The following is a 25,376-nucleotide window of genomic DNA, read 5'->3' as shown; positions in this document are numbered from 1 at the left end:
TGCCGAGCGCGCGGTCAATCCGCAGAGGCGGCCTTCCCGCGCTTGCTGCTCTCGTAAACGGTCATCCCGGCGGCAGGATCGAGATCGGTCTCGGTCGCCTCGGTCAGGCGCGCCATCATCATGTAGAACCCGATCGTCATGATCGATTCGACGATTTCCTGCTCGCTGAAATGCGCGCGCATCCCGGCAAACACCGGCTCAGGCACACGCACATTGTCGACCACTTCCCGGCCGAAGGCCAGCAGCGCCTGTTCGGCGGCATTGAACGCGGCGTCGGCGTAATTGCCCTGTTCGAGGCAGTCGATCTGCGGCTGCGTGACGCCGACCCCGAGCGCGATCGGGACGTGCTGGCGCCACTCATAGGCACCGCCTTCCCGCTGCGCGGCCTGGAGGATCAGCAACTCGCGATTGACGTGGCTGAGCTTCTGCTTGTGCAGGATGGAGTTGGCGAACCGCATCGCGGGAATGAAATTGGTCTCGGCATGCGCCAGCATCCGGAAGATGTTCAGCTTCACCGGCATCCTGTCGAAGGCCGTGCGGGTGTCGCCGCTGGTTTTCTCGGGGTCGATCAGGGGTAATCTGGCCATGTGCGTATCCTTGTGTTTGCTGTTTTTCGACGCTGACCGGCGGCTCAGCGAGCTCTGACGTCACGGATCGGCTCGGAGCCGTCCCAGGTGGCCGCGATCTGCTTGATGTGCTCGAAGAACCGTCCCTTGCCACCGCTGATGTCGGAGATCTCCACAATGGTGCCAGGATGGGATTCCGTATCGAAATAGCAGAAGCGGCCCTGCTCGCCGCCGATCTGACCCTCGTGCCCCACCTTGTAGCCCAGCGACAACGCGCGGTCATAGAGGCCCTGATAATCCCTCGTCCAGTATGACATGTGCTGCATGCCTTCGCGGCCGGAGTCGAGGAACTCCTTGTACATGGAAGGCGCGTCATTCCGTTGCTGGATCAGCTCGATCTGAAGATCGCCGGAATTGGCGAGCGCGATGCTCATCTCCACGCCGGACTCGACACCGCGGTGGCGGAAATAGTCGGTCTTGACCCGGTCGATGTAGAACCAGGGCCCGACGCCCATTACGTTGATCCAGTGATCCATCGCAGCGCGGATGTCGCGCACCACATATCCGTTCTGACAGACGGCGCCAAAAATGCGGCTCATGTTACCCTCCGTTGTCGGCGGCGTTCGCCCGCCTGTTGCGCCTGATGTTGTTTCCGCTTCCGCGCCTCAGGTCAGGTGAAAACCCTCATAGCCACGCGCGGCGATCTGCGCGCAGCGGTAACGGTAGCCTTCCCCGACATAGGGCATGAAGACGCGCGGTTTTCCGGCGATGTTCGCGCCGAGATACCAGGAGTCCGCCTTCGGAAACAACGTGCGTTCGGCCATCTCGGCGACATGCGCCATCCAGGCGCGCTCGGCTGCGGGATCAGGTTCGATGATCCGAAGATCCTGCGCGCGCATATGGTCGATGCAGTCGGTCAGCCAGTCGACATGCTGTTCGCAGGCGTTGATCATGTTGCCGATCACCGACGGGCTGCCGGGCCCGGTGATGATGAACAGGTTGGGAAAGTCAGCCACAGCGATGCCGAGATAGGCGCGCGGTCCCTCGGCCCACGCGTCCTGCAGACGAAGCTCGTTTCGTCCGCGAATGTCCATCGCGAACAGCGCACCGGTGATAGCGTCGAAGCCGGTCGCGAACACCAGCGCGTCCAGATCAAACTGGCGCGCCGAGGTCTTGACGCCGTCCACCGTCAGCGCTTCGAGCGGCTCTTCCTTGAGATTCACCAGTTCGACATTGTCGCGGTTGAAGGTCTCGTAATAGTTCGTATCGACGCAGATGCGCTTGACGCCCAGTGGATATCCCGAGGGGCTCAGCGCCGCGGCCGTTTTGGGATTCTTGACGATCTGGCGGATCTTCTCGCGCACGAAATCGCAGGCGACGTTGTTGACGGCCTCGTGGGTCAGGAGATTCGGGAACGACAGCAAAAACCCGCCGCCACCCTCCTGCCAGAGCTCCTCGTAGCGCCGCCATTGTTCGTCGCGTGAGGGTATCGGCGCCTCGAACGCGAAAGAGTTTACGCGGCCGGCATTCGGACTTGCGAGGCTCTCGCAATAGGCAGGAAAGGCCGCATCGAACTGCTTGAAGTCCTCGTCCCCAAGCGCGCGGTTGCGCGCGGGCACGGAGAAATTCGGCGTGCGCTGGAACACCACGACGTGTTTGGCCACTTCCGCGATCAGCGGAATCGCCTGCACGCCCGATGAGCCCGTGCCGACGACGCCGACGCGCAGACCGGAGAAGTCGACCTCCTGTTCCGGCCAGCGGGCGGTGTGGTAGATTGGGCCGCGAAAGCTCTCCACGCCCGGCGTCTTCGGGCTGTTCGGCACCGAGAGCGCGCCAGTCGCCATGATGCAGAAGCGCGCGCGGATCTGGTCGCCGCGATCGGTCCGCACCTGCCACCGCCCGCTCGCTTCATCGAAAGAGGCTGACACAACGCGGGTCTGAAACCGCAGCAGGTCGCGCAGTTGGAAGCGATCGGCGACGTATTTGGCGTAGTCCAGGATCTCGCGCCTGGCGGCGTATTTCTCCGACCAGCGCCACTCCCGCCGCAACTCCTCCGACCATGTGTAGGAATAATAGAGGCTCGGGACGTCGCAGCGCACGCCGGGATAGCGGTTCCAGTACCAGGTGCCGCCGACTTCGGGGGCGGCCTCGAAGCCGATCACGGACAGGCCCTTCTCGCGCAGCCGGTGCAGCGCATAGAGGCCGCCAAAACCAGCGCCGACCACGACCGCGTCATAATCGCCTTCGACCGCCGCGCGTTCGGCGCGATCCCCCGTGTCTTGCTTGTTCGCCTGAGTTGCCATGGTCTGTTTTCTCGTCAACCGATCGAGCGGCCACCGTCGATCACGAGCTCGGTGCCCGTGACGTAGCGGCTCTCATCGCTGGCGAGCCACAGAATGCCGCTCGCGATGTCTTCCGGCATCGCCTTGAAACCGAGCGGCACCGCGCGTTCGGTCAGCTTGTCCAGGGTCGCGCCGCGTGGCGGCCCTGAATTCGAACCCTCCTCGGCGGTGCCGATCAGCGTGTCCCAGATCGCGGTTTCGGTGATGCCGGGGTGAAGCGAGTTGACCCGCACGCCGTCCTTGGCGGCGGCGCATTCCAGCGCGACGGACTTTGTGAACAGGCGAACGCCGCCCTTGGTCGCGCAATAGCCGGACACGTTGGGCGACGCCTTGATTCCCGCAATCGAGGAAACGTTGATGATGCTGCCGCCGCCACCTGCGCGCATCAGCGGAAGCGCGGTTTTGACGCCGAGGAAGACGCCATCGAGGTTGACGGCGACCTGGCGTCGCCAGTCGGCAAGCGACATGTCGACGACAGGACTGGAGAGACCGATCCCGGCGTTGTTGACGAGCACGTCGAGCCGGCCGAACCGCGCCTTGGTTTCGGCGATCACCGACTGCCAATCATCCTCGCTGGTCACGTCGTGATGGAGATATTCCGCCTCGCAACCGGCCGATCGCAGTTCGCCCAGCAGGCGCTCGCCGTTCTCGTCCTGCAGATCGGTCGCGACGATCTTCGCGCCCTCGCGGGCCAGCACGATGACCGCGCCGCGGCCGATCCCGTTGGCGGCGCCGGTCACCAGCGCGACCTTGCCTTCGACCCGCCGTTTCATGCGCTCTGCCCGTTCACGCCAAATCCTCCCGGCCCGCTCGGGGGTCGTTCTTGGAAACGTTTCCACGATTGAGCTTGATGTTTCCATTGATGTCAATATTAATAGGCAAAGTGCTCAAAATAACGTTTCCAGAACCAGCTGATCTTTGAGCTGACCGGGGCGAATCCAAACGAATCCGGGCACTTAGGACGAGACAGCGGGCAAGCAGGACCGATGGCCAGAACCCAGCCGACCTCATCCCTTCGGCCGACCATTCGCGATGTCGCCGCGCAAGCCGGCGTGTCGGTCAGTAGCGTCAGCCGGGTGTTGAACCGCGAGCCGCACACGAGTCCTGAACTGCACGCCCGGATCATGCGCGTGGTGGACCGTCTCGGGTTCGAGCCACATTCCGCCGCGCAGGCGCTGCGCTCGCGCGCCAGCAACACGATCGGCTGCATGGTCTCGGATATCTCCAACCCGCTCTACAGCGAGATGGTCAACGCCGCGGAAGAGGAATTGCAACGCGCCGGCTACGTCCTGATGCTCGGTGCAACCCGGCACGCCGAGGAACGCGAAACCGCGTTCATATCCGCGGTGCGCCGGCGGCGGATGGATGGATTGCTGCTGTTCGCCGGAGACAACACCCACAAGGATTTTACAAGCGCGCTGGCTACGCTCGACCTGCCCTGTGTCGGGATCGACCGCGAGGTGCCGGGCGCGCCGTCGGTGCGCGCCGATCATCGCGGCGGCGGCTTTGAGGTGACGCGCTATCTCATCGGCCTCGGCCATCGCCGCATCGCGCTGCTGACCGGGCCTGCGGCGGTGCTGCCGAGTACGGAGCGGGTAGCCGGATATCGGCAGGCGCATGTCGAAGCCGGGCTTGACGTCGATCTCGATCTCGTTCGCCCGCAGGTGCACGGCTCGGGCATCGCCTTCAGCGACGTCTGCCAGTTGCTGCAAGGGCCAGCGCCACCGACGGCCATCATCACGCTGGGAACGCATATGCTGGCCAGCGTGATGGACGCGCTCGCCAGCAACGGCATTCGCTATCCGGGCGACATCTCGCTCGTGTGTATCGGCGACACGGACCTGGCCCGGCACGCGACGCCGGCAATCAGCACGCTGACATGGGACCTGAGCGAAATCGGCAGGATCGCCGCAAAAACCCTGCTTGAGCGCATACGCGATGGCGATCAGGCCCGGGACACAAGGCCGATTTATCTGCCGACCCGATTCATCCTTCGACATTCCTGCGCCGAGCCGCGCGCCAATTGATTTGAGGAATTGCCTGCCCTGCCGATCTGCCCAGTTTGACGACCACCTACAAAAAACAAATACCGGGAAACCCAAGGGAGTTGCGTATGAAGTACCGCACGACGTTGCTGACGTTATTGACGCTCGCATTGGCCACCTGTTCGGCACGGGCGCAGGATGCGGCGGACTACCCCTCCAGAAAAATAAAAATGCTGTTGCCGTTCGCGGCCGGCGGCGGCGGCGACGTCATCGGCCGCCTGCTGGCCGACAAGATGGGCAAGCGCCTGGGGCAAACCATTTTCGTCGAGAACCGCACGGGAGCGGCCGGCACCATCGGCACGCAGATGGTCGCGACCTCGCCGGCGGACGGTTACACCATCATGATCGGCGGCATGACCACGCATGTGCTTGCGCCCGCGTCCTATGCGAGCCTGCCCTATGATCCAATCAAGGATTTTGCAGTCATCGGACGCATCGGAACGTCGGCGATCCTGGTGGTAGCCTCGAAGGATTTTCCGGCGAGCGACCTGCGCGGCCTGATCGCGATGGCGAAAAAGGGCGATCAGATCCAGTACGGATCCTGGGGCGTCGGCTCGACCGGGCATTTCTGCGCGGAGATCCTGTCGCAGAAGGCCGGCATCAAACTCGAACACGTGCCTTTCAGCGGCGCGGCCAAGATTGCCAACGATCTGATCGGCGGCCACATCTCGCTCGGCACGCTGGATATGGCGACGGCGACGCCGCTGGTGAAGGATGGAAAAGTAAAGGCGCTGGGCACATGCGGGGATCGCTCGTCAAGCCTGCCTGAAGTCGCAACCTACAAGGACCAGGGGATCGATTTTGAGCGCAGCCTGTCCTGGGTCATGTACGCGCCCTCAGGCATTCCCGACATCGCCGCGAAGAAGCTTTCAGCAGCACTGCAGGAATCGATCGCCGAAGCGGACATGACCGAAAGGCTGCTCGCGCTCGGCGTCACCGCGGACTTCATCCCCGGAGACCGGCAGCGCGACATCAATTTGCGCGACATCGAAGCCTGGAAGGTGGTCGCCAGAGAAGCCAAGATCGAGATCAAGTGAACGCGCGGCGATCCGGCCGAAATTGCCGGCGCGCCGCGCCCCAACCATGCTCAGTTCTTCTTGCCGAACAGCACCGGAAGCTGGCGCGGGCCACGCACCGTGCCTTCCGACCAGGTGACCTTGCCGGCCGGATCGAGTTTGAAGTCCGGAATTCGTTTGAGCCATTCCTCGATCGCGACCGTCATTTCCATGCGCGCGAGGTTGGAGCCGACGCAGCGGTGAATGCCAAGACCGAACGCGGCGTGCCGGTTCTCCTTGCGGTCGATCACCACCTTGTCGGCATCCGGGAACATCGCGGGGTCGCGGTTGGCCGCCGGGAACGACAGCAGCACCATATTGCCCGGCTTGACCGGGCAACCGCTGATGGTGGTTTCCTTCATCACTTCGCGCGCCATCGTGACAGGCGAATAGGCCCGCAGAAACTCCTCGATCGCGCTCGGCATCAGTTCCGGCTCCGCGATCAGCCGGTCGCGGTCCGCGGGCGTATTCGCCAGATGCCACAGCGAGGAGCCGATCGCGCTCCAGGTGGTGTCGATGCCGGCAATCAGCAGCAGGCGCAGCGAACCCAGCACCTGGGAATCTTCCAGGGGATTGCCGTCCTTGTCCTTGGCCTTCATCAGCGTCGAGATCAGATCGTCGGTCGGATGCGTCTTGCGATGCTCGATATGGCCGGCGAAATAGGCGCTCATCTCCTGCACCGCCTGCACCAGCATGCTCTCGTTCTTGATGCTGAGCTCGAGGATCATGTGGATCCATTTGACGAAGAGATCGCCATCCTTCTCGGGAATGCCGAGCATGTGCGCAATCGCGCGCACCGGAACATGCTTGGTGTAGCGCGCCGCGGCGTCGCATTGGCCGTCGGCGATGAATTCGTCGATCAACTCGTTGCAGATGGCGCGGACCCGCGGCTCCAGCTTCGTCATCGCGTCCGGCGTGAACGGCGGCAGCAGCAATTGCTTGGCGGGCTTGTGCTCGGGCGGATCGGACGTGATCGGAGGCGCGGCGTTGCGCTGCACTTCAGGCCGCACGTCGCGCACGATGACGCGCCGCGAGGAGAAATGCTCGGTGTCGTAGGCGATCTCCTTCACCGCCTGATAGGTGGTCGGCAGATAGCAGCCCAGGAAACGCTTGGTGTGCACGACAGGGCATTCGTTGCGCAACTCGTCCCAGATCGGAAACGGATTCTCGGTCCAGCGCGGATCGGTATGATCGAAATCGTTGACCCAATCGGTGACCGGAGGATGTTCGGGCATCATGCTGACGGAATCGGACATCGCGCAAATTCCTTTTGCTTAGGTTCGTTCAGGACGAGCTTGATTCAAAAGAACGGACTATCGCCGCTATTCTTCCTGCACTTCGATCGCGATTTCGGGGCAATTGGTCTGGGCGAGCCAGGCCTTGTCTTCCAGGCCCGCGGGGACCGAACCGTCGCCGACTTCATGGGCATTGCCGAACTCGTCGAGCTCGAACAGTTCCGGCGCCAGCGACTTGCAGCGTGCGTGTCCCTGACATTTGTCCTGGTCGACGCGGATCTTCAGCTTTCCCGACATGCGAGCGCTCCTTCAAGCCGCGCGCGCTCAACCGGCGCGTCGCATTTCCTCATGTTGATTTGGGCGTTACCGACCGCGGCCGGCCCGCCTCTTCAAGTTATATCCTATTACATTATCGTCGCGATTGTGCTGTCAAGCGGAAAGTTATAGATCATTACACTGAATGCCGCCTCGCCCCGCACGTAAAGCGCTCAACACCTATCACCATGGGGATCTCCGCGATGCCCTGGTTCAGGCCGCGCTCGGCGAAGTGGAACTCGGCGGCCCCGAAGCGATCAGCATCAGTGCGCTGGCCAAGAAGCTCGGCGTCTCGCAGCCGGCTCCCTACAAGCATTTTGCCGACCGCGAGAGCCTGCTCACGGCGGTAACGGCCGAAGCCTTCCGCCAGTTCAACGCCATCCTGCGCGAGTCGATCGGAAAACCCTCCAGGCGTTCGAAGCTGTCGCGCCTGGCGCAAGCCACATTGGATTTCGGTCTTCGCCGCAACGGCGTCTACCGCCTGATGTTCGCCTCACGGATCATGGCATGTGCACCCAAGGGCAGCGAGCTGCACGTCGCGGCGATGGAAACCTTCGAGCTGCTGCTCGAATCCCTCGAAGCGCCGGCGGTCGGATTGCTGCGCGAACGCAGCGCCCTGCAAATCTGGGCCGCGCTGCACGGCGTGGTCATGCTGGCCGAACAGGGACTTCTCACCGGCCAGCTTGCCAATGTCAGCCGGGAAGAGCTGGTCGAAGATATCGTCAAGCAGACCAAGCTGGCGTTGGCGGTCGGCATCAAGGCGGCAGGCAAGAACGGCCGATAAGGCTCGCCCGGTCCTCATGGTGCGGCGTCCGCAAATCCGTTACCATGCGGCCTGCGTAGCTGTTGCCGGAAAGCGGCTGCCCTGGATGCGAGTGGGCCGGTGCAAGTTCGATTGAAGATGCGATTTGCGCACACCCGGCCGGTGCGAACCGGCCGGCGGCTGGCGCTCGGGATATTGCTGTCGCTGTGCTGTTGCGGTCTGGCGTTCGGCCAAAACAACAGCAAGGACAATGGCGAGGACGAAGATGAGCCGGCCAAGCCGAAGCCGGTATTGCCGAACATCTATCTCGACTTGCGAACGATCTACACCACCCTGCCGGCAGGTACGCTCTCGATCGGCTTCAACGCGCCGCCACTATTGTCGACGCTGTCGAACCTGACATCGCTCGGGACCTTGTCCTCGCCGGCCAGCCGAAGCATCAATCTCGACATTCCCCTGACGGTTGACGTCAACGAGTGGCTGTCGGTCTATGGTGGCGTCAGCGGCGCTTCGTCCCAATCGGGCAGCCTGCCCTGGTCGTCATTCGATATCTACGGTTTTACGGTCGGATTTCAGGCCGACCTCTATCAGCAAAACGGCGGCATGTTTCCAACGGTGACGATACAAAGCAACGCATCGCGATCGATTTCCGACGCGCCATTGGCCACGACCTCCTACAATACGATCCTCGAATTCGGCTACGCGCTGAACCCGGACGAAACGCGAGGACTGCTCGCCGGCGCGCAGTACACAAAGATCATCGTCGATTCCATATTCGCTGAAGTGAAGCCCGGCTACATGGGTTATGTCGGCGGCTACTATCAGTGGGACAACAACTGGAAGCTGACCGGCCGCTTCGGCGTGCAATCGTTCGGCGGTGCGCAGCTTCTCAATCTCGCGCCGTTCCCGGCCTTCACCCAGCCGATTGTGCGGCTCGATCTCGACCGCATGGACGACGACGACAACCGCCTGTTCGGCGTCACCGCGCAGATCGCCTGGACGCCGAAACCGTCCTATCAGCTGACGGTGAGGACGCCGCTCTATGCGATCAAGAATTAGGGCGCATTCCATCACCCGCGGATGCCGCCCGCGATCACAGCGACACATTCACATCCAGGAGAAGACATCATGACTTCCAGCGACGGCGCACGGACGCTCAAGGGCAAGGTTGCATTGGTCACCGGCGCGGGCCGCGGGCTCGGCCGCGCCTTCGCGGAAAAACTGGCTGCGATGGGCGCCGACGTCGCGATCCACGGCATGCGCGAGAACGGACCGGCGGAATATGGCGAGGGATCGACGCTGACGGCGGTCGCGGAAGAGATCGCCAAGGCGCATGGCGTGCGCACCATTCGCGTGCTCGGCGACCTCACGCAAGGTGCCGACATCACCCGCGTGGTCGAGACCACGACGCGAGAACTGGGGCCGATCGAGATCCTCGTTCACAACGCCGGCGGCGACATCGCCGCCAAGGGCGGCAAGCCCGATCCGAACGACGCCATCGGCATCAAGGAAGAAGACGTGCGCGCGGTGCTCGATCGCAACCTGCTCAGCACGATCCTGACCTGCCAGGCGGTAGCGCAGGAGATGATGAAGCGACGCCAGGGCCGCATCGTCACCATCGGTTCGGTCGCGGCCTTCAAGGGCCGTACCAACGGTTCGATCTATGCCGTCGCCAAAGCCGGCATGACGCATTACACGCGCTGCCTCGCCGATCAGCTGCGCGCCTACGACATCAATGTGAACTGCATCGCGCCGGGCGACACCCGCACCGGCCGCTTCATGGGGACGCGCGCAGTCGATCAGAACAGGATGGTCGAAACCGGCACGCTCGACCGCATCGCCACCGTCGATGAAGTCGCGCGCGTCGTCGAAATGTTCGCAGGTCCGATGGGGGCGTTCATCTCAGGACAGGTGCTGCGCGTCGACGGCGCCGGGCAGTGCTGGGCGGCCTGACACCCGCTCTCTCAACTGGTCAAACTCGCCGGAATGGTAGGTGGCGCCGTCAGGCGTAACGATTTCGACGTCCCAGCAGCCGTCCGATATCAGTTCATCGGCTTTTTTCATCGCGGCCAGCACCGACTCCCGCCGCAAGGTCACGGTTCCCGATGTATCGAGCGCGGTAATGAGAAATACCATGGGCGGCTCCTGTTTCGGATTCGCACCAGTGTGGCTGGGAATACGGCCGGGTCAAGCGGCTTGAATTGGGGGCCAGGAGAAGAAAAGCCTCCCCCGGAACGGCGGCGGGAAAGGGGCTTCCACGTTCCGGCCGCAGATTGCATACCGCTACCCTTGCTTCCGGGCCGAACTGCGCGACATTAGGGGCTCATTCAATGGAAGCCGTCATGAGCCCTCCCGCCTTCGATCCCTTTGGAGAACTGGTCCCGACCGCCGATTCGGCGGCCGCGCCGGAGCGCGCGTCGGGCTGGTTGAAATCGGCCGGTGTCGGGCTGTTCTGGGGGTTGGTCGGCGTCATCGTGCTGGCACGCGCGATGTACTTCGAACCGGGCGCTTTCAGCTTCGGGCAGGCCGTGGCGTGGGCGCAGGGCCTGTTCGGGTTGCTCTAGGGCGCGCACGCGATGCGCCCGCCCCGGTTGAAGCGGGAAGAAAAATACTCTCCCTATCTCGCTGAATCGAAAATTTATTGGTGAAGCCGAGCAGGCCGGCGCATAAACTGTTCTCCAAAACGGGGGGCATGTGCCGCAACAACAACACGAGTCTGACGGGATAAGATCGGACCCTGGCGCTTTCAGGCGCAGCCTGGCCCTCATTCCGGGCATCGCACTTTGCGGCGCGATCACCGCCGTTTCGCTTGGCGCCCAACTGGTCGAAGAGCGCATCTTCGCCCACCCCTATGTCGAAGCGCTGGTCATCGCGATCCTGCTCGGGATGGCGATTCGCACCGCCTGGCAACCCTCCCAGCGCTGGCGCTCCGGCATTGCCTTCAGCGCCAAACAGCTGCTCGAGGTCGCCGTCATGCTGCTCGGCGCTTCCGTCAGCTTTGCCGCGATCGTGGCGTCCGGCTACCTTCTGGTCGCAGCGATTGTCGCCACCGTCATCATCATGCTCGCTGTCAGCTACGGCCTCAGCCGGATGCTCGGCCTGCCGACCAAAATGTCGATCCTGATCGCCTGCGGCAATTCGATCTGCGGCAATTCCGCAATCGCTGCGGTGGCGCCCGTGATCGGCGCCGATGGCGACGATGTCGCCTCGTCGATCTCCTTCACCGCGATCCTCGGCGTCTTGATGGTGCTGGGCCTGCCGCTCCTGATCCCGTTGCTCGCCCTGTCCGCGACGCAATATGGCATTCTGGCGGGTCTTACCGTCTATGCCGTTCCGCAAGTGCTGGCGGCGACCGTCCCCGCCGGTATCGTCGCCACGCAGATCGGCACGCTGGTGAAACTGGTGCGCGTGCTGATGCTGGGGCCGATCGTGGTCGGGCTCTCGCTCATAGCCGCGCACCGCCGCAAGCGCCATGCCGACGCGACCAGGGCGGTTGCGATCAGCCCGTTCAAGCTCGTGCCATGGTTCATCATCGGCTTTCTGGTGCTCGCCGCGCTGCGCTCGCTTCAGCTCGTGCCTGACATCGCGGTCGCGCCGGTGACAAAAACCGCTGGTATCCTCACCGTGCTGTCGATGGCCGCGCTCGGGCTCGGTGTCGACGTGCGCGTTCTCTCAACGGTCGGCGGAAGGGTCACCGCCGCGGTCACGCTGTCGCTGCTCCTGCTGCTCGGCCTGAGCATCGGACTTGTCCACTTCTTCAGGTGAAGCGAGCCGTCAGAGTGGCTACGCCGTTCTCAATCCCTTGGACAATATCTCCTGCAATCTGGGATCGCTCACTGCGAAGAACGCGCCTTCTATTCGTGCCGTCAGGTTCGGCTGCAATAGCCATTCACCCACTCTTTTGGCCGCATCCTCGTGGCTCTCCAGGTACGGAGAGTGGAGATAGGTCTTCTGCCGCTCCTCGAGCACGTCCTCGCGCAACGCGGCCATGTGGATGGCCGCGGCCGGGTCCTCGGCACCGGCCCAATTGTGCAAGAGCCGATCGATATCGCCGCCTGCAGTCACGACCATCGTCACGACGTCCTTGATATCGAAGGCGAGACTATATCCAGCAGGCCACAGCTCCAGATCGAGGCGTAGTCAGGCTGTCGCTCAGGAATGCATCGAAGAAGCGGTCGATGCTCTCCACCTCCGCTTCCGGCCACTTGTTCCGATAGTCGGCCTGGCCAAGCCGGCGCAGGCAAATATCCAGTCCGTTATGGTCGGGGTAATCATGCGCGGCGATCAGTTCGAAATAACGTGGCAGGAAACAGCGTAGCTCACGCGAGACCCGATCATCGTCATAGTCATGCGCGGAGTTGGTGTACTCGGCCAGCAGATCGGCCGGGATTGACCGCAAGGGCCTGTTGACCAGCTGTCGTTCCTGCTCCTCGGTCATGCAACTTCGGCAATGGCATACGACGAGGTCATGGCCCAATCGATACGCGCCGAAGACGCGGTAGGCTTCCTCAATGGCGGCCGTGAGTTCTGAAGGCATCTTGCTCAAAACGTTTGGTGATGACGTCACAAGCTAGCACGGACGCCGCGCTCAGGCGATCGGCTCACAAATGTAGTCAGCGATGGCCGAAATTCGCCGACTGTCTTGACAGGAAGCCATCGCACCTAGTGGGCCTGATGGAAGCGGCTCAAGAACGATTTCAGCCGCTCACTGCGCGGTTGACGGATGATCTCGTCAGGTGTGCCGACTTCAGCCATGACACCATCGTTCATGAAACCGACCCGGCTCGATACGTCGGCGGCAAAGGCCATCTCGTGCGTCACCAAAACCATGGTCATGCCTTCGCTCGCGAGGCTGCTGATCACGGCCAGGACCTCACCGACAAGCTCGGGATCGAGCGCCGACGTCGGCTCGTCGAACAACATCACGTCCGGCTTCATGGCCAGCGCCCGCGCAATCGCAACGCGCTGCTTTTGCCCGCCTGATAACCGGCTCGGAAACGTGTCGGCCTTGTCGGCCAATCCCACTTTGGCAAGCAGGTCGCGGCCGAGGTCGTTGGCTTCCGCCTGCGTCATCCCCTTCACCTGCACGGGACCTTCGGTAACGTTACCGAGCACCGACATATGCGGGAACAGGTTGAAGTGCTGAAACACCATGCCGACGCTTCGGCGGAGCAGCGCCAGTTGGCCATCCGTCGGCGCGCGAACGCCCGGGCCGAAGTCGAACCGATGGTTGCCGATGGCGAGTTGGCCCTGCTGCGGCATTTCGAGCAGATTGAGGCAGCGCAGGAACGTCGACTTGCCCGAGCCGCTGGCCCCTATCAAGGTCACGACTTCGCCGCGCGACACCAGGAGCGATGCGCCCTTGAGGACCTTGTTGCTGCCGAAGGCCTTGTGAATGTTGTTCGCGGCAAGGGTCGCGTCGTTCGCATTCATCGATGCGCTCCCAACCGCCGCTCGACCTGGTCGGCCACCAGCGTCAGCGGAAACAGCACGGCGAAATAGAGCACCGCAATCGTCGTATAGACCTCCAGCGGCCGATAGCTCGCCGCCGTGATCACCGAACCCTGATACAGGAGGTCGCCGACGGCGACCACCGATACCAGCGACGTGTTCTTCAATTGCAGGATGGTTTGATTGATGAAGGAGGGAATCATCACCTGGATCGCCTGCGGCAGCACAATGCGCCGGAAGATATTGCTACGGCGCATGCCGATGGCGCGCCCGGCCTCCCACTGGCCGACGTCCACCGCCTCGATGCCGCCGCGAAAGATCTCGGCATAAAACGCGCCGGCATAGAGCGACAGCGCAAGGAAACAGGCCATCGCAGCCGACATGTCGACCCCGATCAGCACCGGGAGCGCATAGTAGACCCAGACCAGTTGCACGAGGAGCGGCGTGCAGCGGAAGACCTCGATATAGCCACGCAGGGGGATCCTGACCCAGAGCGGCGAGTTCGTGCGCAGGATGCCGACAACGAGCCCGATCACGAGGCCCGCAATCACCGTGGTCAGCGTGTAGGCCACGGTGATGAGGAGGCCGTGCCAGATCAGGCCCCAGTACGGCTTTAGCGCTGCAAAGTCCCAGGCGTACATCGCCGCTCCGTCAGAACTGCACTTCGGCCGGAATGTCCTCTGCGCTCACCTTGACGGCCTCGAAGCCTTTCAGCATCCACTCGCGGGTCTGGCCGAGCGAGCGGTTGTAGTCGGCCCACGCGCTGAGGAAGTCCTTGTAGCGGCGGTCGGCCTCCGCGCGGATTCCCATATTGGTCGGCAGCGTCAAGAGCGGCCGCGGAATCGCCAGTTCGCCGAGATTGGGATTCTTCTTGAGCGTGGACACCGAGAGCACCGCCAGCGACACGTTGCAGTCCGCGCGTCCCGTGGCGACGGCAAGGATCGCCTCGTCCCGGTTCTTGAAGCCGGAGATCGTCGCCTTCGGACAATAGCGGCGCGCGATCATCTCGTGGGTCGATCCGATGTCCACGGCAATCTTGACCTCGGGCTTGTTGAGCTCGGCCCAGGTCTGCGGCTTGGCGAAGCCCTTTTTGGTGATCACCGTGAACGAGTGGACCAGGATCGGCGTCGAGAAGTCGATGACCAGCGCACGCTCGGGCGTCGGGTTCACGGCGAAGGCGAGATCGACCTTGTCGCCCTGCAGATCGAGGATCTGGTTACCCCAGGTCGATTCGACCCTCTCGACCTTGGCGCCGAGCTTCGCGGCAATGTCGTTGGCCATGTCGATGCAGGCGCCCGACCACTCGCCGCTCGCGAGATCCTTATGGAAATAGGGCTCCTGGCCTACGATCACCGCGACCCGCAATACGCCGTTCTTCTTGATGCGATCGAGCGTGGACGTCGTCTGAGCATTGGCCGGGGCCGAGGCGGTCGCGGCAAGTGCGGCGCCTGCGAGCGCCACGGTGGTGAGTGCGTCCCTGCGATTCATCGTCAGTCCCTCCTCGCTGTTAACTCCGACCCGTCAAATATTCTGTATTCAGATCAAAATGCAAGTCCGTATTTTAGAAATTGCCCGTTTGCGGGTCAAGCGTTCCGACCGCCCGTTATTTTTGCAGCGCACCCAAAAATTCCTTTCAGACGGGATTGCAAATCGCATTCATCTCTGAATACAAGACTGAACGCAGCAAAGCACGATCGCTTGGCAGGGCAAGTTATGTCCGCGCCTGGCGACGGCCCGCTGCCTGTTCATGATCTGAGGAGATGCCTGTGCGCGCCCTATTCGTGGATGCGAACGACACATTGGCGGCGGTGACGGAAAAGCTGCTGCGCCCCGAAACCCTGCCAGTCGCCATCAACCGCGACCCCGGCATCAAGCCCGATGACCTGCCGCGTCTGCTTGAGGGCGCAGAGATCGCGATCGTCGACCACACCGCGGTGCCGACGGCCATCGCGGCGAAGTGCGACGGCCTCAAGCACGTGGTTTTTCTCGGCACCGGCGCGCGCAGCTACATGAATCCGGAAGAGCTCGCCGAGCATGGCATCACGGTCCATACCATCAAGGGCTATGGCGACACCGCCGTCGCCGAATGCGCGATCGCGTTGATGTGGGCCTCCGCCAAGAGCTTTGGCGAAATGGATCGGGGGATGCGTGCCGGCAACTGGCTGCGCCGCGACGCGATGCAGCTCACCGGCAAGACGCTCGGGCTGATCGGCTTTGGCGGCATCGCGGCCGAGGCCGCGCGTATGGCGCTCGGCTGCGGCATGAAGGTGATCGCCTGGAACCGGACACCGAAGGCGCATCCGGGTGTCGAGTTCGTGCCGATCGAGCGTCTCCTCGCCGAGAGCCACGTGGTCTCGCTGCATTTGCTGCTGAACGACAACACCAAAAACTTCCTGTCGCGCGAACGTATCGGGATGATGCGGCCCGGCACCATCCTCATCAACACGGCACGCGGCGCGCTGGTCGACGAGGCCGCCATGCTCGACGCGCTGCGCTCGGGCCATCTCGCCCATGCCGGTCTCGACGTGTTCACGGTCGAGCCGCTGCCGGCCGAACACCCGCTCACCACGCTGCCCAACGTGACGCTGTCGGCGCATTCGGCGTTCCGCACACCGGAGGCCAGCGACAATCTCATTGGTGCCGCGCTCGACCATTGCCGCCGCATCATCGCCACCGGCCGGTGACGAAACCTGAACAGGTAGGGATAGCCTATGTCTGAGATCATTCGCATCGATCAGAATGCACGACGCAGCCGCGCCAGCGTGTTCGGCGATCTCGTCTTTCTCGCCGGCCAGGTCGCCGACGACAAGAGCGGCGATATCGCCCAGCAGACCCGCGAGGCGCTGGCGAAAGTCGACGACATGCTGGCGCGCGCCGACACCGACAAGTCGCGCCTGCTCAGCGTCCATATCTGGCTCAAGAGCATGGACGATTTCGACGCCATGAACGCGGTCTATGATGCCTGGGTGGTGCCCGGCAACGCGCCGACGCGCGCCTGCGGCAAGGTCGAACTGGCGGATCCCGGCTATCGCATCGAAGTCATCGCCACCGCTGCGCGCCGATGAACCTGTAACCTGGCAACGGAGCGTTCCGTGACGGTCCCGGCTTCACCCGCAACTTTTCTCGCCGCAAAACGGCTCGGCGCGATCGGCGTCTCCGAGATTTTGAAGATCGGAGCGACCGCACAGCGGCTGAAGCGCGAGGGGCGGCCGGTGATCGTGCTCGGCGCCGGCGAGCCGGATTTCGACACGCCCGATCACGTCAAGGCCGCGGCGGAAGCGGCCATTCGTGCCGGCCAGACCAAATATACGATCCTCGACGGCACGTCCGAGCTAAAGGCGGCTGTTGCCGAAAAATTCCGTCGCGAGAACGGCCTCAACTATGCCAGCGACGAGATCACTTGCGGTGCGGGCGCCAAGCAAGTGATCCACAACGCCTTCATGGCGACGCTGAGCGCCGGCGACGAAGTCATTCTCGCGGCCCCCTACTGGACGAGCTACGCCGATATGGTGCGGATCGCGGACGGTACGCCGGTCGACGTGCCGTGTCGCGAAGCCGACGGCTTCCGGCTCGACGCCGACGATCTCGAGCGCGCGATTACGCCGCGCACGCGCTGGCTGTTGTTGAATTCGCCGTCCAATCCGGCCGGCGCCGCCTATTCCGCGGCGCAGCTCCGTCCGATCCTCGACGTGCTGATACGCCACCCGCAGGTCTGGCTGATGGCGGACGATATCTACGAGCATCTGAGCTATGACGGCGCGCCCTTCGTCACCGCCGCGGCGCTCGAACCACGCCTCAAGGCCCGCACGCTCACCATCAATGGCGTCTCCAAGGCTTATGCCATGACCGGCTGGCGCGTCGGCTATGGCGGCGGACCGCGTGAATTGATCGCGGCCATCGCCGTGGTGCAGAGCCAGAGCACGACCAACCCATGCTCGATCAGCCAGGCCGCCGCGATCGCGGCGCTGAGCGGACCGCAGGACATCCTCGCCGAGCGCCGCATCGCGTTCCAGCGCCGTCGCGACCTTGTGGTGGACGCGTTGAACGCGATCGACGGCATCAGTTGCCGCAGGCCCGAAGGCGCGTTCTATGTCTTTGCGAGTTGCGCCGGATTGATCGGCCGACGCACCCCTGAGGGCACGGAGATCGACAGCGACAGCGCTTTCTGCCGCTATCTGCTAGAACGGCACGATGTTGCCGTGGTGCCCGGCAGTTGTTTCGGCCTTGCGTCCTTTTTCCGTCTATCCTACGCCACGTCAGAACAAAACCTGCGCGAAGCCCTCCGACGCATCACCAATGCTTGCAAGGAACTGTCGTGACCGCACCGAAAAGCAACGCCCGCTCCGGGGGCCAGATTCTGATCGATCAACTCGTCGCACAGGGCATCGAGCGCGTGACCTGCGTGCCGGGCGAGAGCTATCTCGCTGCGCTCGACGCGCTCCATGACAGCCCGATCGACGTCATGATCTGCCGCGCCGAAGGCGGCGCCGCGATGATGGCGGAAGCCTATGGCAAGCTTACCGGCCGCCCCGGAATCTGCTTCGTCACCCGCGGCCCCGGCGCGACCAACGCCAGCCACGGCGTGCACATTGCGATGCAGGACTCGACGCCGATGATCCTGTTCGTCGGCCAGGTCGATACCGGCATGCGCGAGCGCGAGGCGTTTCAGGAACTCGACTACAAGGCCGTGTTCGGAACGATGGCGAAATGGGTGGTCGAGATCGACCGCCCCGACCGCATCCCGGAACTGGTCGCGCGAGCATTTCGCGTGGCGCTGCAGGGCCGTCCCGGCCCCGTGGTGATCGCCCTGCCCGAGAACATGCTGACCGAAACGGCGGCGGTGGCGGATGCGCCGCGCGTCGAGCCGGCGGCGAGCTGGCCTGCGCCTGCCGATCTCGACCGTCTCGGCGCCATGCTCGCAGGCGCCAGGGCGCCGATCGTCATTCTCGGCGGCTCGGGCTGGACCGCCGAGGCGACCCAAGCCATCGCGCGCTTCGCCGAGCGGTTCGATCTCCCCGTCGCAACCTCCTTCCGCCGCGCCTCGCTGATCGACGCCGATCATTCGCACTATGCCGGCGACCTCGGCATCGGCCCGAGCCCGGGACTCAAGGCGCGCATCACCGGCGCCGATGTTATTCTCCTGATCGGCGGGCGCATGTCGGAGATGCCGTCATCGTCCTACACGCTGCTCGACATCCCCGTGCCGAGCCAGAAGCTCATCCATGTCCATCCGGGCTCCGAAGAGCTCGGCCGCGTCTACCAGCCGACGCTCGCGATCCAGGCGACGCCGACCGCGTTCGCCGCTGCGGTCGAAACACTGAAGCCTGCGGCCACGCCGGCCTGGAAGGGTGAGGCCGCCAAGGCGCACGTGGATTATCTCGAATGGACGGGAGGCGCGCGCGAACTGCCCGGCGCCTTCCAGTATGGCAAGATCGTCACCTGGCTGCGCGACCGCCTGCCAAAGAACGCGATCGTCTGCAACGGCGCGGGCAACTACGCCGGCTGGCTGCATCGCCATCATCGCTTCCACAGCTTTGCCGCCCAGATCGCGCCGACTTCCGGCTCGATGGGCTATGGCGTGCCGGCGGCCGTGCTCGCCAAGCGGCAATATCCGGAGCGCGTCGTCGTCGCCTTCGCCGGCGACGGCTGCTTCCTGATGAACGGTCAGGAGTTCGCCACCGCCGTGCAATACGACGCGGCGCTGATCGTGATCGTCATCGACAACGCGCAATACGGCACCATCCGCATGCACCAGGAACGCGACTATCCCGGTCGCGTCGTCGGCACGCAGCTCAAGAACCCGGATTTCGCGCTCTACGCCAAGGCATTCGGCGGCCATGGCGAACGGGTCGAGCGCACCGAAGAATTCGCGCCAGCCTTCGAGCGCGCGCTCGCTTCGGGCAAGCCGTCGATCCTGCACTGCCTGATCGACCCGCGCGCGATTTCAGTCAGCAAGGACTTTGCGCCAGAGGACGAGGCATGAGCCAAAAGACCGGCCGCCACGTTGCCATTATCGGCGCCGGCGCGGTCGGCGTGATCAGCGCGATCGAGGCGCTGCGCGACGGCCATCGCGTGACGCTGATCGATCCCGGTGAGCCCGGCGGCACGCAAGCCGCGAGCTACGGCAACGCCGGCTGGCTGTCATCGCATTCGGTGATCCCGCCGGCGGAGCCCGGCACGTGGAAGAAGGTGCCCGGTTATCTGATGGACCCTATGGGGCCGCTTGCGATCCGCTGGTCGTACCTGCCGAAGGCGTTGCCTTGGCTGATCAAGTATCTGCTGTCGAGCTGGACCGAGGCGCAGGTCGAAAAGACGGCACGGGCGCTGCGCGATCTCCTCAAGGACGCGCCGCTGCTGCACAAGCGGCTCGCGGAAGAAGCCGGCGTTCCCGAATTGATTGAGCGGCGCGGGGTGATGCATGTGTTTCCCTCGCGCGCGCCCTTTGACGGAGATCTCGGCTGGCGCATCCGCAAGCGCGTCGGCATCGAGTGGCTGGAGCTGACCGAAGACGAGATGCGCCAGCGCGAGCCTGATCTTCATCCGCGCTACAAATTCGGTGTGGTGGTGGAAGAAGCCGGGCATTGTCGCGACCCTGGCAGCTATGTCGCCGCACTTGGCGCGCACGCGATTGCGCTCGGCGCCAAGAGTGTCGCGGCCAAGGCGACGGGTCTCAAGCTCGACGGTAACAAGCTCATCGCCGTCATCACGGAGAGCGGCGAAATTCCGTGCGATGCCGCGGTCGTGGCCGCTGGTGCGCATTCGAGACGATTGACCGCCTCGATCGGCGATCCGTTGCCGCTGGAAACCGAGCGCGGATATCACGTCATGATCGAGCACCCGGAATCGGGGCCGCGCAGCTCGATGATGGCTTCAGATGCCAAGATGGTCGTCAACTGGACCGACAAGGGCCTGCGCGCCGCCGGCACGGTGGAGATTGCGGGCCTCGATGCCGAACCGAACTGGAAGCGCGCCGAGGTCCTGCGCGACAATCTCTTCAGCATGTTCCCAAAACTGCCGAAGAACATTCCGGCCTCGCGCATCAAGACCTGGTTCGGCCATCGCCCGAGCATGCCGGACGGGCGTCCCTGCATCGGCTATGCACGCGCCACGCGCGACGTCGTCTACGCTTTCGGCCACGGCCATATCGGCCTGGTCGGTTCGGCCCGCACCGGCCGGCTGGTCGCGCAATTGTTGAGCGGCAAGCCGCCGGAAATTCCGCTTGATCCCTTCGCTCCCTCCCGCTTCCTCTGAGACATCGAGCCATGACCCATCCAGCCAATTCCTCTTCCCGTATCGCCCGCGGCGGCAAGGCGCTCTACGGCGCGCCGCTCGGCATTCTCATGCTCGAAGCGCGCTTTCCGCGGATCCCCGGCGACATGGGTAACGGCACCACCTGGCCGTTCCCGGTGCTGTATCGCGTGGTGAGCGGAGCCTCCCCGGAAACAGTCGTGCTCAAGGGCGCGGCCGGGCTGCTGCCGGATTTCATCGATGCCGCGAAGGACCTGGTGCGGCTCGGCGCCGAGGCCATCACCACCAATTGCGGTTTCCTGGCGCTGTTCCAGAAGGAGCTCGCGGCCGCGGTCGGCGTGCCCGTTGCGACCTCTTCCCTGATGCAGGTGCCGTGGGTGCAGGCGACACTGCCGCCGGGCAAGCGCGTCGGCCTCGTCACCGTGTCGGGCTCGACATTATCGCCGGCGCATCTCGAAGGCGCCGGCGTGCCGCTCGACACGCCACTGGTCGGCACAGAGAACGGCCGTGAATTCTTCCGCGTTCTGATCAAGGCCGAAAAGGACGACATGGACGTCGCGCTGGCCGAACAGGATGTGGTCGAAGCCGGCAAGGAACTCGTTGCCCGGCATCCGGAGGTCGGCGCGATCGTGCTCGAATGCACCAACATGCCGCCCTACGCCGCCGCACTGCAGGCCGAGGTCGGACTGCCGGTCTACGACATCTACTCCATGATCACCTGGTTCCACGCAGGGCTGCGCCCGCGCGTCTTTGGCTGATCGCCCGGCCCAAAAGCCTCTAATAAGCCTCTCAAAAAGCCTTGGGACATCAACGCCCGACGGCTTTGCGCATTTGCCATTGCCCGCACAGCCTCGGTATATTCGGCTGTGTTCGGCAATGCATTCAGCTGGGGTATGTCACGTGGAACTCGGTTCCGATAGCGTCGTCGATCGCGTCTATGAAAAGCTCAAGGCGATGGCCGTGAGCTATGAGTTGAAGCCCGGCGAACGACTCAATGAGGGCGAACTGGCCAAGCGCCTCGGCGTGAGCCGCACGCCGCTGCGCGAAGCCTTGAACCGCCTGAACACCGAAGGCTTCCTGCGCTTCACGCCGGGAAAGGGCTTTTTCTGCCGCGAGCTCGATGCGCACGAGATCTTCGATCTCTATGAGTTGCGCAAGTCGATCGAGATCGCCTCCATCCGTCTCGCGATCAAACGCGCCAGCGATGAAGACATCGACGCGCTGCTGGTGTTTCTCCAGGCGACCGGTCCCGACCCCGGCGAGCGCTCGTCCGTCGAGTTGGTCGAGCTTGATGAAACGTTCCATGAGCGGCTGATGGCGATGTCGAACAATGCCGAGATGCTGCGCGTGCTGCGCAACGTCAACGCCCGCATCCGCTTCGTGCGCTGGATCGACATGGATCGTATCAACCGCTCCAACACCCAGGCCGAGCATCGCGCCGTGGTGCTGGGCCTGAAGGCGCGGGACGAAGAGACTTGTGTCTCGGTGCTGGAAAAGCACATCGACCGACGGCTCGATCGGATCACCTCCGCGATCAAGGAAGGCTACGCCCAGATCTACATGCCGGCCGCAAGAACGGCGGCGAATTAGACCGGATCACGCGCCATCAGCACGCCCTTCGGCGCGACGGCTGACATGCTCGAATGTCTGCAGGGGGCGTTGCGGGAAGCGCAACCACCGATTCCGACATGGAGTTAGATGGGTAAATTGGTAGCGAGAGACCGCTACCGCTTTTCCCCACTGCGATATTTCCTCCGATCGTCCGCCTAAATGCAGAAAGCTGTTCCAGGTGCGGGGTCAAGTCGAGCGCAATGGCTGCTTTGCACCAGAAGCAGCCGGTCGCAAATTGAATAATAACGATATCTGCTTTTCACCCAGAAGCGGACATCGCCCGCCAGGTTAGCCATGTCGGCAAAGTGCCATGTATGGACGGCGCCCGCGGTGCAAGAGGAATCTGACAATTCGGCGAAGCGTTCGGGTGCAGCCATGTATCCGGCCTATGAATGCAGCCGCTTTGGCCGCTGGCCCTGATGTGATCCGCTGATCGGGTCCCAACCAAAAGCACGCGTTCTTTCCTCGCGTGGCACTTTACGGGTTTTCCCAATCGACGGTCTCGACCGTTTCGCATCAATGTCGTCATCACCCCTGCAGTTCGTGAACGCACGGACGCAACCTCATCCTCCCATTGCCGAGCCCTTTTAGACCGCCACGAGTTGGGGCGCCCGGTAGGTCCCGCCCTTGGCCAACAACGCCCAGGCGACCCGCGCCATCTTGTTGGCAAGTGCGACCGCGACGACCTTGAACGGTCGCCGGGCCAGAAGCTGAGTGAGCCAGGGATACTTCTCCGGCTGCTGGCGCGCGCGCCGCAAGACCGAATGGGCTCCGACGATAAGAATGCGCCTGAGATATTGGTCGCCCTGTTTCGAGATCGGCCTCAGCTTCGGTTTGCCACCGGTTGAATCTTGCCGTGGCACGATCCCGATCCAAGCCGCAAAATCACGACCCGACCGGAACGCCTTCGGGTCGGTCATGACGGCCGTGATGGTGGTCGCGCCTACGACGCCGATACCGGGGATGGTCTCGAGCCGCTTACTGGCCTCGTTCGAGCGATGCTGTGCAACGATCCGCTTCTCGATCGACCCGATCAGCGTCTGGACAGTCTGAAGCTGTGTCGCCAGAACCATCAGGCTCGCACCAGCATCAACCGGCAAGCGCGAACCATCATCCTGTGTGACGATCGCCAACAACTCTTTGATCCCCTCGCGTCCCTGCACCGCTGTAATGCCGAGCTCGGCCAAATGCGCCCGTAATGCGTTGATCAACTGAGTTCGCTGGCGCATCAGCAGATCCCGCGTACGATGCTGCATCAACTGCCCCTGCTGTTCGGCAGTCTTAATCCTCACGAAACGCATGGTCGGACGCCGCACCGCCTCACAGATTGCCTCCGCGTCGGCGGCATCGTTCTTATTGCGCTTGACGTAGGCCTTCACATCCTTCGCCGGCATCAGGCGGACCTCGTGGCCCAGCTTCGTCAACTCACGCGCCCAATGGTGCGACGTGGCACAGGCCTCCATGCCGACGACGCATGGCGCCAGAGCTTCGAAAAACGCCATAACCTGGCCGCGGCGAAGCTGCTTTCTGACGATGACCTTCTCGGCCCCGTCAATGCCGTGAACCTGGAACACGTTCTTGGCGATATCCAAACCAACCGTGGTAATTTGCATGTGGACGGCTCCTGTGATTCGTCTCCGACGAGCCACCCTATGGCACTTCGATGCCGGGAGCGGGCGCCGTCCACCACATCAGAAACAGACTCGTTGCACCGCAGCTCGTAGTTCTACTTCTTTGATCTCGTTGGGGCGCAGCGACACTTCCCGCCCAACGCTGGCTGGGCGGGATCGTCTGGACGAGGCGGTACAGCAGCTTCAGCCGCGCTTGCCCGCTGCGACGTAGCCGGCCGTGACCTCATGCTTGTGGGCCGCAAAGGCTGACAGGACTTCCGCCTTCTCCCGCTTTTGGACCTTAGCGAAGTCCAGCGTCCGTCCAAGTTCGGCTGCGACCTCATCGAATTCGGCCGGGGAGATCCGGAGATCCCGATGAGCCTCCTCCAGGCCGACAGGCGTCTTGCCGGGCTTGGTCGCGGTGAACTGGAAAGGCCCACCAGAAACGTTGCAGACCCACAGCGTGCGCATGAACCTGAGGCCGGGCAACCTTTTCAGGTTCTTGGTATGCCATTCCCGCAGCTGCGGGTTCTTGGACTTCTGGCCGACGACCGGGTTCTTCACGACGGCGTCGCTGAAGTGATCAACCACCGCCGCGATGGCAAATACACCCCCAAGCCGCGCATACAGACTTTTCTCAGACGGGATGTCCTTCGCATTTTCCAGCCGCGCGCAAGCTGCTAGAGATTGCTAACACGATCGAGGCGATGTAGGAGGGCCGCATTCACATCGAAAAGATCAACGCACCGATGCTGTATAAAGAAGGTGCCAGCCCAGCCGAATACAGGGCCGGCCTTGATCTCGCGATCTCGCGCGGTTGGCTGCTGCTTCACGAGAGCGGCACCTTCGTGAAGTTCACCCCGGCCGGGGCGGACCTGTTCGGCTAGGAACCAATTCGTCCTGTCGCGATTGATTGGGCTGCCGGGATGACGCCCGGTGGGCCGCGCCTTGCCACGGAAGGCTGTCATGGTTGAATCCTCACTACCCCGCTTCCTTGTTAGGCAAGACGGCAGCGGCACAAATTGGATGGTGTGGGACCGACTATTAAAGCGACCAGCCAGGCTTAAGGGCGAAGAGCTGGTGAAGCTGGCATTCTCGGCCGCTGAAGCCCTCAGGGATTCTCTGAACGCTGGTC

29 protein-coding genes are annotated in these 25,376 nt (G+C 63.3%); 15 read left to right on the top strand and 14 right to left on the bottom strand.

The features are described from left to right. Positions 1-14: 14 nt before the first annotated feature. The 4 genes from ABIE49_RS29475 to ABIE49_RS29460 all read right to left on the bottom strand — a co-directional run bounded on the left by ABIE49_RS29475 (position 15) and on the right by ABIE49_RS29460 (position 3,681). Complete coding sequence (locus ABIE49_RS29475; protein WP_192740605.1) at positions 15-587, bottom strand: carboxymuconolactone decarboxylase family protein; 573 nt, start codon at positions 585-587, stop codon at positions 15-17. A gap of 44 nt (positions 588-631) precedes the next feature. Beyond that, the gene (locus tag ABIE49_RS29470) at positions 632-1,165 is read right to left on the bottom strand and encodes a VOC family protein (RefSeq protein ID WP_192740604.1); all 534 of its coding nucleotides are present in this window, start codon (positions 1,163-1,165) and stop codon (positions 632-634) included. A 66-nt stretch (positions 1,166-1,231) separates the two neighbouring features. Further along, positions 1,232-2,869, bottom strand: coding sequence for a flavin-containing monooxygenase (locus ABIE49_RS29465; RefSeq protein ID WP_192740603.1), 1,638 nt, complete (start codon positions 2,867-2,869; stop codon positions 1,232-1,234). A gap of 14 nt (positions 2,870-2,883) precedes the next feature. Then, positions 2,884-3,681, bottom strand: coding sequence for an SDR family NAD(P)-dependent oxidoreductase (locus ABIE49_RS29460; RefSeq protein ID WP_192740602.1), 798 nt, complete (start codon positions 3,679-3,681; stop codon positions 2,884-2,886). Positions 3,682-3,894: 213 nt separating this feature from the next. Between ABIE49_RS29460 and ABIE49_RS29455 the strand changes: the two genes are divergently transcribed. Next, positions 3,895-4,935 carry a LacI family DNA-binding transcriptional regulator gene (locus ABIE49_RS29455; RefSeq protein ID WP_192740601.1) on the top strand — a complete coding sequence of 347 codons (1,041 nt, stop codon included), beginning with the start codon at positions 3,895-3,897 and terminating at the stop codon, positions 4,933-4,935. 86 nt (positions 4,936-5,021) lie between these two features. Continuing rightward, entirely contained in the window at positions 5,022-5,990 is a 969-nt protein-coding gene (locus ABIE49_RS29450) for a Bug family tripartite tricarboxylate transporter substrate binding protein (protein ID WP_192740600.1), read from the top strand. Between the two features lie 50 nt (positions 5,991-6,040). On the opposite strand, the gene ABIE49_RS29445 is transcribed toward ABIE49_RS29450, so the two are convergent. Then, positions 6,041-7,264: a cytochrome P450 gene (locus ABIE49_RS29445; protein ID WP_192740599.1), complete on the bottom strand. Its 1,224-nt coding sequence runs from the start codon at positions 7,262-7,264 to the stop codon at positions 6,041-6,043. Between the two features lie 66 nt (positions 7,265-7,330). Continuing rightward, positions 7,331-7,540, bottom strand: coding sequence for a ferredoxin (locus ABIE49_RS29440; RefSeq protein WP_192740598.1), 210 nt, complete (start codon positions 7,538-7,540; stop codon positions 7,331-7,333). A gap of 163 nt (positions 7,541-7,703) precedes the next feature. On the opposite strand from ABIE49_RS29440, the gene ABIE49_RS29435 reads away from it, so the two are divergent. From ABIE49_RS29435 to ABIE49_RS29425, 3 genes are all read left to right on the top strand, one after another. Further along, complete coding sequence (locus ABIE49_RS29435; RefSeq protein ID WP_192740597.1) at positions 7,704-8,342, top strand: TetR/AcrR family transcriptional regulator; 639 nt, start codon at positions 7,704-7,706, stop codon at positions 8,340-8,342. A gap of 99 nt (positions 8,343-8,441) precedes the next feature. After that, complete coding sequence (locus ABIE49_RS29430; protein WP_354067052.1) at positions 8,442-9,380, top strand: hypothetical protein; 939 nt, start codon at positions 8,442-8,444, stop codon at positions 9,378-9,380. A 69-nt stretch (positions 9,381-9,449) separates the two neighbouring features. Then, complete coding sequence (locus ABIE49_RS29425; protein WP_192740596.1) at positions 9,450-10,274, top strand: SDR family NAD(P)-dependent oxidoreductase; 825 nt, start codon at positions 9,450-9,452, stop codon at positions 10,272-10,274. Here the strand turns inward: ABIE49_RS29425 and ABIE49_RS29420 are convergent. Further along, positions 10,224-10,457 carry a hypothetical protein gene (locus ABIE49_RS29420; RefSeq protein ID WP_192740622.1) on the bottom strand — a complete coding sequence of 78 codons (234 nt, stop codon included), beginning with the start codon at positions 10,455-10,457 and terminating at the stop codon, positions 10,224-10,226. The genes ABIE49_RS29425 and ABIE49_RS29420 overlap by 51 nt on opposite strands. A gap of 206 nt (positions 10,458-10,663) precedes the next feature. Here ABIE49_RS29420 and ABIE49_RS29415 point away from each other — a divergent pair, with 206 nt between their 5' ends. After that, the gene (locus tag ABIE49_RS29415; RefSeq protein ID WP_192740595.1) at positions 10,664-10,885 is read left to right on the top strand and encodes a hypothetical protein; all 222 of its coding nucleotides are present in this window, start codon (positions 10,664-10,666) and stop codon (positions 10,883-10,885) included. 130 nt (positions 10,886-11,015) lie between these two features. Continuing rightward, positions 11,016-12,086, top strand: a complete 1,071-nt coding sequence (locus ABIE49_RS29410) for a putative sulfate exporter family transporter (RefSeq protein ID WP_192740594.1) — start codon at positions 11,016-11,018, stop codon at positions 12,084-12,086. A gap of 18 nt (positions 12,087-12,104) precedes the next feature. Here the strand turns inward: ABIE49_RS29410 and ABIE49_RS29405 are convergent, their stop codons facing one another. The 5 genes from ABIE49_RS29405 to ABIE49_RS29385 all read right to left on the bottom strand — a co-directional run bounded on the left by ABIE49_RS29405 (position 12,105) and on the right by ABIE49_RS29385 (position 15,260). Then, the gene (locus ABIE49_RS29405; protein ID WP_354067051.1) at positions 12,105-12,392 is read right to left on the bottom strand and encodes a hypothetical protein; all 288 of its coding nucleotides are present in this window, start codon (positions 12,390-12,392) and stop codon (positions 12,105-12,107) included. Between the two features lie 31 nt (positions 12,393-12,423). Next, positions 12,424-12,759 (bottom strand): hypothetical protein, encoded by a 336-nt coding sequence (locus ABIE49_RS29400; protein WP_354067049.1) that lies wholly within the window; start codon positions 12,757-12,759, stop codon positions 12,424-12,426. Between the two features lie 224 nt (positions 12,760-12,983). Continuing rightward, positions 12,984-13,754 carry an amino acid ABC transporter ATP-binding protein gene (locus ABIE49_RS29395; protein ID WP_192740592.1) on the bottom strand — a complete coding sequence of 257 codons (771 nt, stop codon included), beginning with the start codon at positions 13,752-13,754 and terminating at the stop codon, positions 12,984-12,986. After that, on the bottom strand, positions 13,751-14,413 hold the full coding sequence (locus ABIE49_RS29390) for an amino acid ABC transporter permease (protein ID WP_192740591.1): 663 nt from the start codon (positions 14,411-14,413) through the stop codon (positions 13,751-13,753). Before ABIE49_RS29390 ends, ABIE49_RS29395 begins: the two co-directional genes overlap by 4 nt. A gap of 10 nt (positions 14,414-14,423) precedes the next feature. Further along, positions 14,424-15,260: a transporter substrate-binding domain-containing protein gene (locus ABIE49_RS29385; protein WP_192740590.1), complete on the bottom strand. Its 837-nt coding sequence runs from the start codon at positions 15,258-15,260 to the stop codon at positions 14,424-14,426. A 278-nt stretch (positions 15,261-15,538) separates the two neighbouring features. On the opposite strand from ABIE49_RS29385, the gene ABIE49_RS29380 reads away from it, so the two are divergent. From ABIE49_RS29380 to ABIE49_RS29350, 7 genes are all read left to right on the top strand, one after another. Beyond that, entirely contained in the window at positions 15,539-16,456 is a 918-nt protein-coding gene (locus ABIE49_RS29380) for an NAD(P)-dependent oxidoreductase (RefSeq protein WP_192740589.1), read from the top strand. A gap of 27 nt (positions 16,457-16,483) precedes the next feature. Next, a complete protein-coding gene (locus ABIE49_RS29375) occupies positions 16,484-16,837 on the top strand; it encodes a RidA family protein (protein ID WP_192740588.1) in 354 nt (117 codons plus the stop codon). A 27-nt stretch (positions 16,838-16,864) separates the two neighbouring features. Next, complete coding sequence (locus tag ABIE49_RS29370) at positions 16,865-18,091, top strand: pyridoxal phosphate-dependent aminotransferase (protein WP_192740587.1); 1,227 nt, start codon at positions 16,865-16,867, stop codon at positions 18,089-18,091. After that, positions 18,088-19,755: a thiamine pyrophosphate-binding protein gene (locus tag ABIE49_RS29365; protein ID WP_192740586.1), complete on the top strand. Its 1,668-nt coding sequence runs from the start codon at positions 18,088-18,090 to the stop codon at positions 19,753-19,755. Before ABIE49_RS29370 ends, ABIE49_RS29365 begins: the two co-directional genes overlap by 4 nt. Further along, entirely contained in the window at positions 19,752-21,023 is a 1,272-nt protein-coding gene (locus tag ABIE49_RS29360) for an NAD(P)/FAD-dependent oxidoreductase (protein WP_192740585.1), read from the top strand. The genes ABIE49_RS29365 and ABIE49_RS29360 overlap by 4 nt, the downstream gene beginning before the upstream one ends. A gap of 11 nt (positions 21,024-21,034) precedes the next feature. Then, positions 21,035-21,778 (top strand): aspartate/glutamate racemase family protein, encoded by a 744-nt coding sequence (locus ABIE49_RS29355; protein WP_192740584.1) that lies wholly within the window; start codon positions 21,035-21,037, stop codon positions 21,776-21,778. Between the two features lie 142 nt (positions 21,779-21,920). Then, positions 21,921-22,610, top strand: coding sequence for a GntR family transcriptional regulator (locus ABIE49_RS29350; protein WP_354067048.1), 690 nt, complete (start codon positions 21,921-21,923; stop codon positions 22,608-22,610). 608 nt (positions 22,611-23,218) lie between these two features. On the opposite strand, the gene ABIE49_RS29345 is transcribed toward ABIE49_RS29350, so the two are convergent. Next, entirely contained in the window at positions 23,219-24,244 is a 1,026-nt protein-coding gene (locus ABIE49_RS29345) for an IS110 family RNA-guided transposase (RefSeq protein ID WP_192740582.1), read from the bottom strand. Positions 24,245-24,445: 201 nt separating this feature from the next. Further along, positions 24,446-24,871 carry a globin domain-containing protein gene (locus tag ABIE49_RS29340; RefSeq protein ID WP_354067660.1) on the bottom strand — a complete coding sequence of 142 codons (426 nt, stop codon included), beginning with the start codon at positions 24,869-24,871 and terminating at the stop codon, positions 24,446-24,448. 119 nt (positions 24,872-24,990) lie between these two features. On the opposite strand from ABIE49_RS29340, the gene ABIE49_RS29335 reads away from it, so the two are divergent. Beyond that, positions 24,991-25,128, top strand: coding sequence for a hypothetical protein (locus ABIE49_RS29335; RefSeq protein WP_354067047.1), 138 nt, complete (start codon positions 24,991-24,993; stop codon positions 25,126-25,128). The last annotated feature ends 248 nt before the right edge of the window (positions 25,129-25,376 follow it).

The sequence above is a fragment of the Bradyrhizobium sp. OAE829 genome (genome assembly GCF_040546575.1).
In the GTDB taxonomy this organism is placed as follows: domain Bacteria; phylum Pseudomonadota; class Alphaproteobacteria; order Rhizobiales; family Xanthobacteraceae; genus Bradyrhizobium.
This window is presented reverse-complemented; position numbering and strand designations above follow the sequence as displayed.

Bases quoted from the DNA above. Each gene is read 5' to 3' on its own strand.
- ABIE49_RS29355 (WP_192740584.1), top strand. From the start codon at position 21,035: ATGACCCATCCAGCCAATTCCTCTTCCCGTATCGCCCGCGGCGGCAAG.
- ABIE49_RS29435 (WP_192740597.1), top strand. From the start codon at position 7,704: ATGCCGCCTCGCCCCGCACGTAAAGCGCTCAACACCTATCACCATGGG.
- ABIE49_RS29475 (WP_192740605.1), bottom strand. From the start codon at position 587: ATGGCCAGATTACCCCTGATCGACCCCGAGAAAACCAGCGGCGACACC.
- ABIE49_RS29405 (WP_354067051.1), bottom strand. From the start codon at position 12,392: ATGGTCGTGACTGCAGGCGGCGATATCGATCGGCTCTTGCACAATTGG.
- ABIE49_RS29345 (WP_192740582.1), bottom strand. From the start codon at position 24,244: ATGCAAATTACCACGGTTGGTTTGGATATCGCCAAGAACGTGTTCCAG.
- ABIE49_RS29400 (WP_354067049.1), bottom strand. From the start codon at position 12,759: ATGACCGAGGAGCAGGAACGACAGCTGGTCAACAGGCCCTTGCGGTCA.
- ABIE49_RS29390 (WP_192740591.1), bottom strand. From the start codon at position 14,413: ATGTACGCCTGGGACTTTGCAGCGCTAAAGCCGTACTGGGGCCTGATC.
- ABIE49_RS29335 (WP_354067047.1), top strand. From the start codon at position 24,991: ATGCTGTATAAAGAAGGTGCCAGCCCAGCCGAATACAGGGCCGGCCTT.
- ABIE49_RS29415 (WP_192740595.1), top strand. From the start codon at position 10,664: ATGAGCCCTCCCGCCTTCGATCCCTTTGGAGAACTGGTCCCGACCGCC.
- ABIE49_RS29445 (WP_192740599.1), bottom strand. From the start codon at position 7,264: ATGTCCGATTCCGTCAGCATGATGCCCGAACATCCTCCGGTCACCGAT.
- ABIE49_RS29385 (WP_192740590.1), bottom strand. From the start codon at position 15,260: ATGAATCGCAGGGACGCACTCACCACCGTGGCGCTCGCAGGCGCCGCA.
- ABIE49_RS29470 (WP_192740604.1), bottom strand. From the start codon at position 1,165: ATGAGCCGCATTTTTGGCGCCGTCTGTCAGAACGGATATGTGGTGCGC.
- ABIE49_RS29360 (WP_192740585.1), top strand. From the start codon at position 19,752: ATGAGCCAAAAGACCGGCCGCCACGTTGCCATTATCGGCGCCGGCGCG.
- ABIE49_RS29455 (WP_192740601.1), top strand. From the start codon at position 3,895: ATGGCCAGAACCCAGCCGACCTCATCCCTTCGGCCGACCATTCGCGAT.
- ABIE49_RS29420 (WP_192740622.1), bottom strand. From the start codon at position 10,457: ATGGTATTTCTCATTACCGCGCTCGATACATCGGGAACCGTGACCTTG.
- ABIE49_RS29425 (WP_192740596.1), top strand. From the start codon at position 9,450: ATGACTTCCAGCGACGGCGCACGGACGCTCAAGGGCAAGGTTGCATTG.
- ABIE49_RS29375 (WP_192740588.1), top strand. From the start codon at position 16,484: ATGTCTGAGATCATTCGCATCGATCAGAATGCACGACGCAGCCGCGCC.
- ABIE49_RS29440 (WP_192740598.1), bottom strand. From the start codon at position 7,540: ATGTCGGGAAAGCTGAAGATCCGCGTCGACCAGGACAAATGTCAGGGA.
- ABIE49_RS29395 (WP_192740592.1), bottom strand. From the start codon at position 13,754: ATGAATGCGAACGACGCGACCCTTGCCGCGAACAACATTCACAAGGCC.
- ABIE49_RS29450 (WP_192740600.1), top strand. From the start codon at position 5,022: ATGAAGTACCGCACGACGTTGCTGACGTTATTGACGCTCGCATTGGCC.
- ABIE49_RS29465 (WP_192740603.1), bottom strand. From the start codon at position 2,869: ATGGCAACTCAGGCGAACAAGCAAGACACGGGGGATCGCGCCGAACGC.
- ABIE49_RS29460 (WP_192740602.1), bottom strand. From the start codon at position 3,681: ATGAAACGGCGGGTCGAAGGCAAGGTCGCGCTGGTGACCGGCGCCGCC.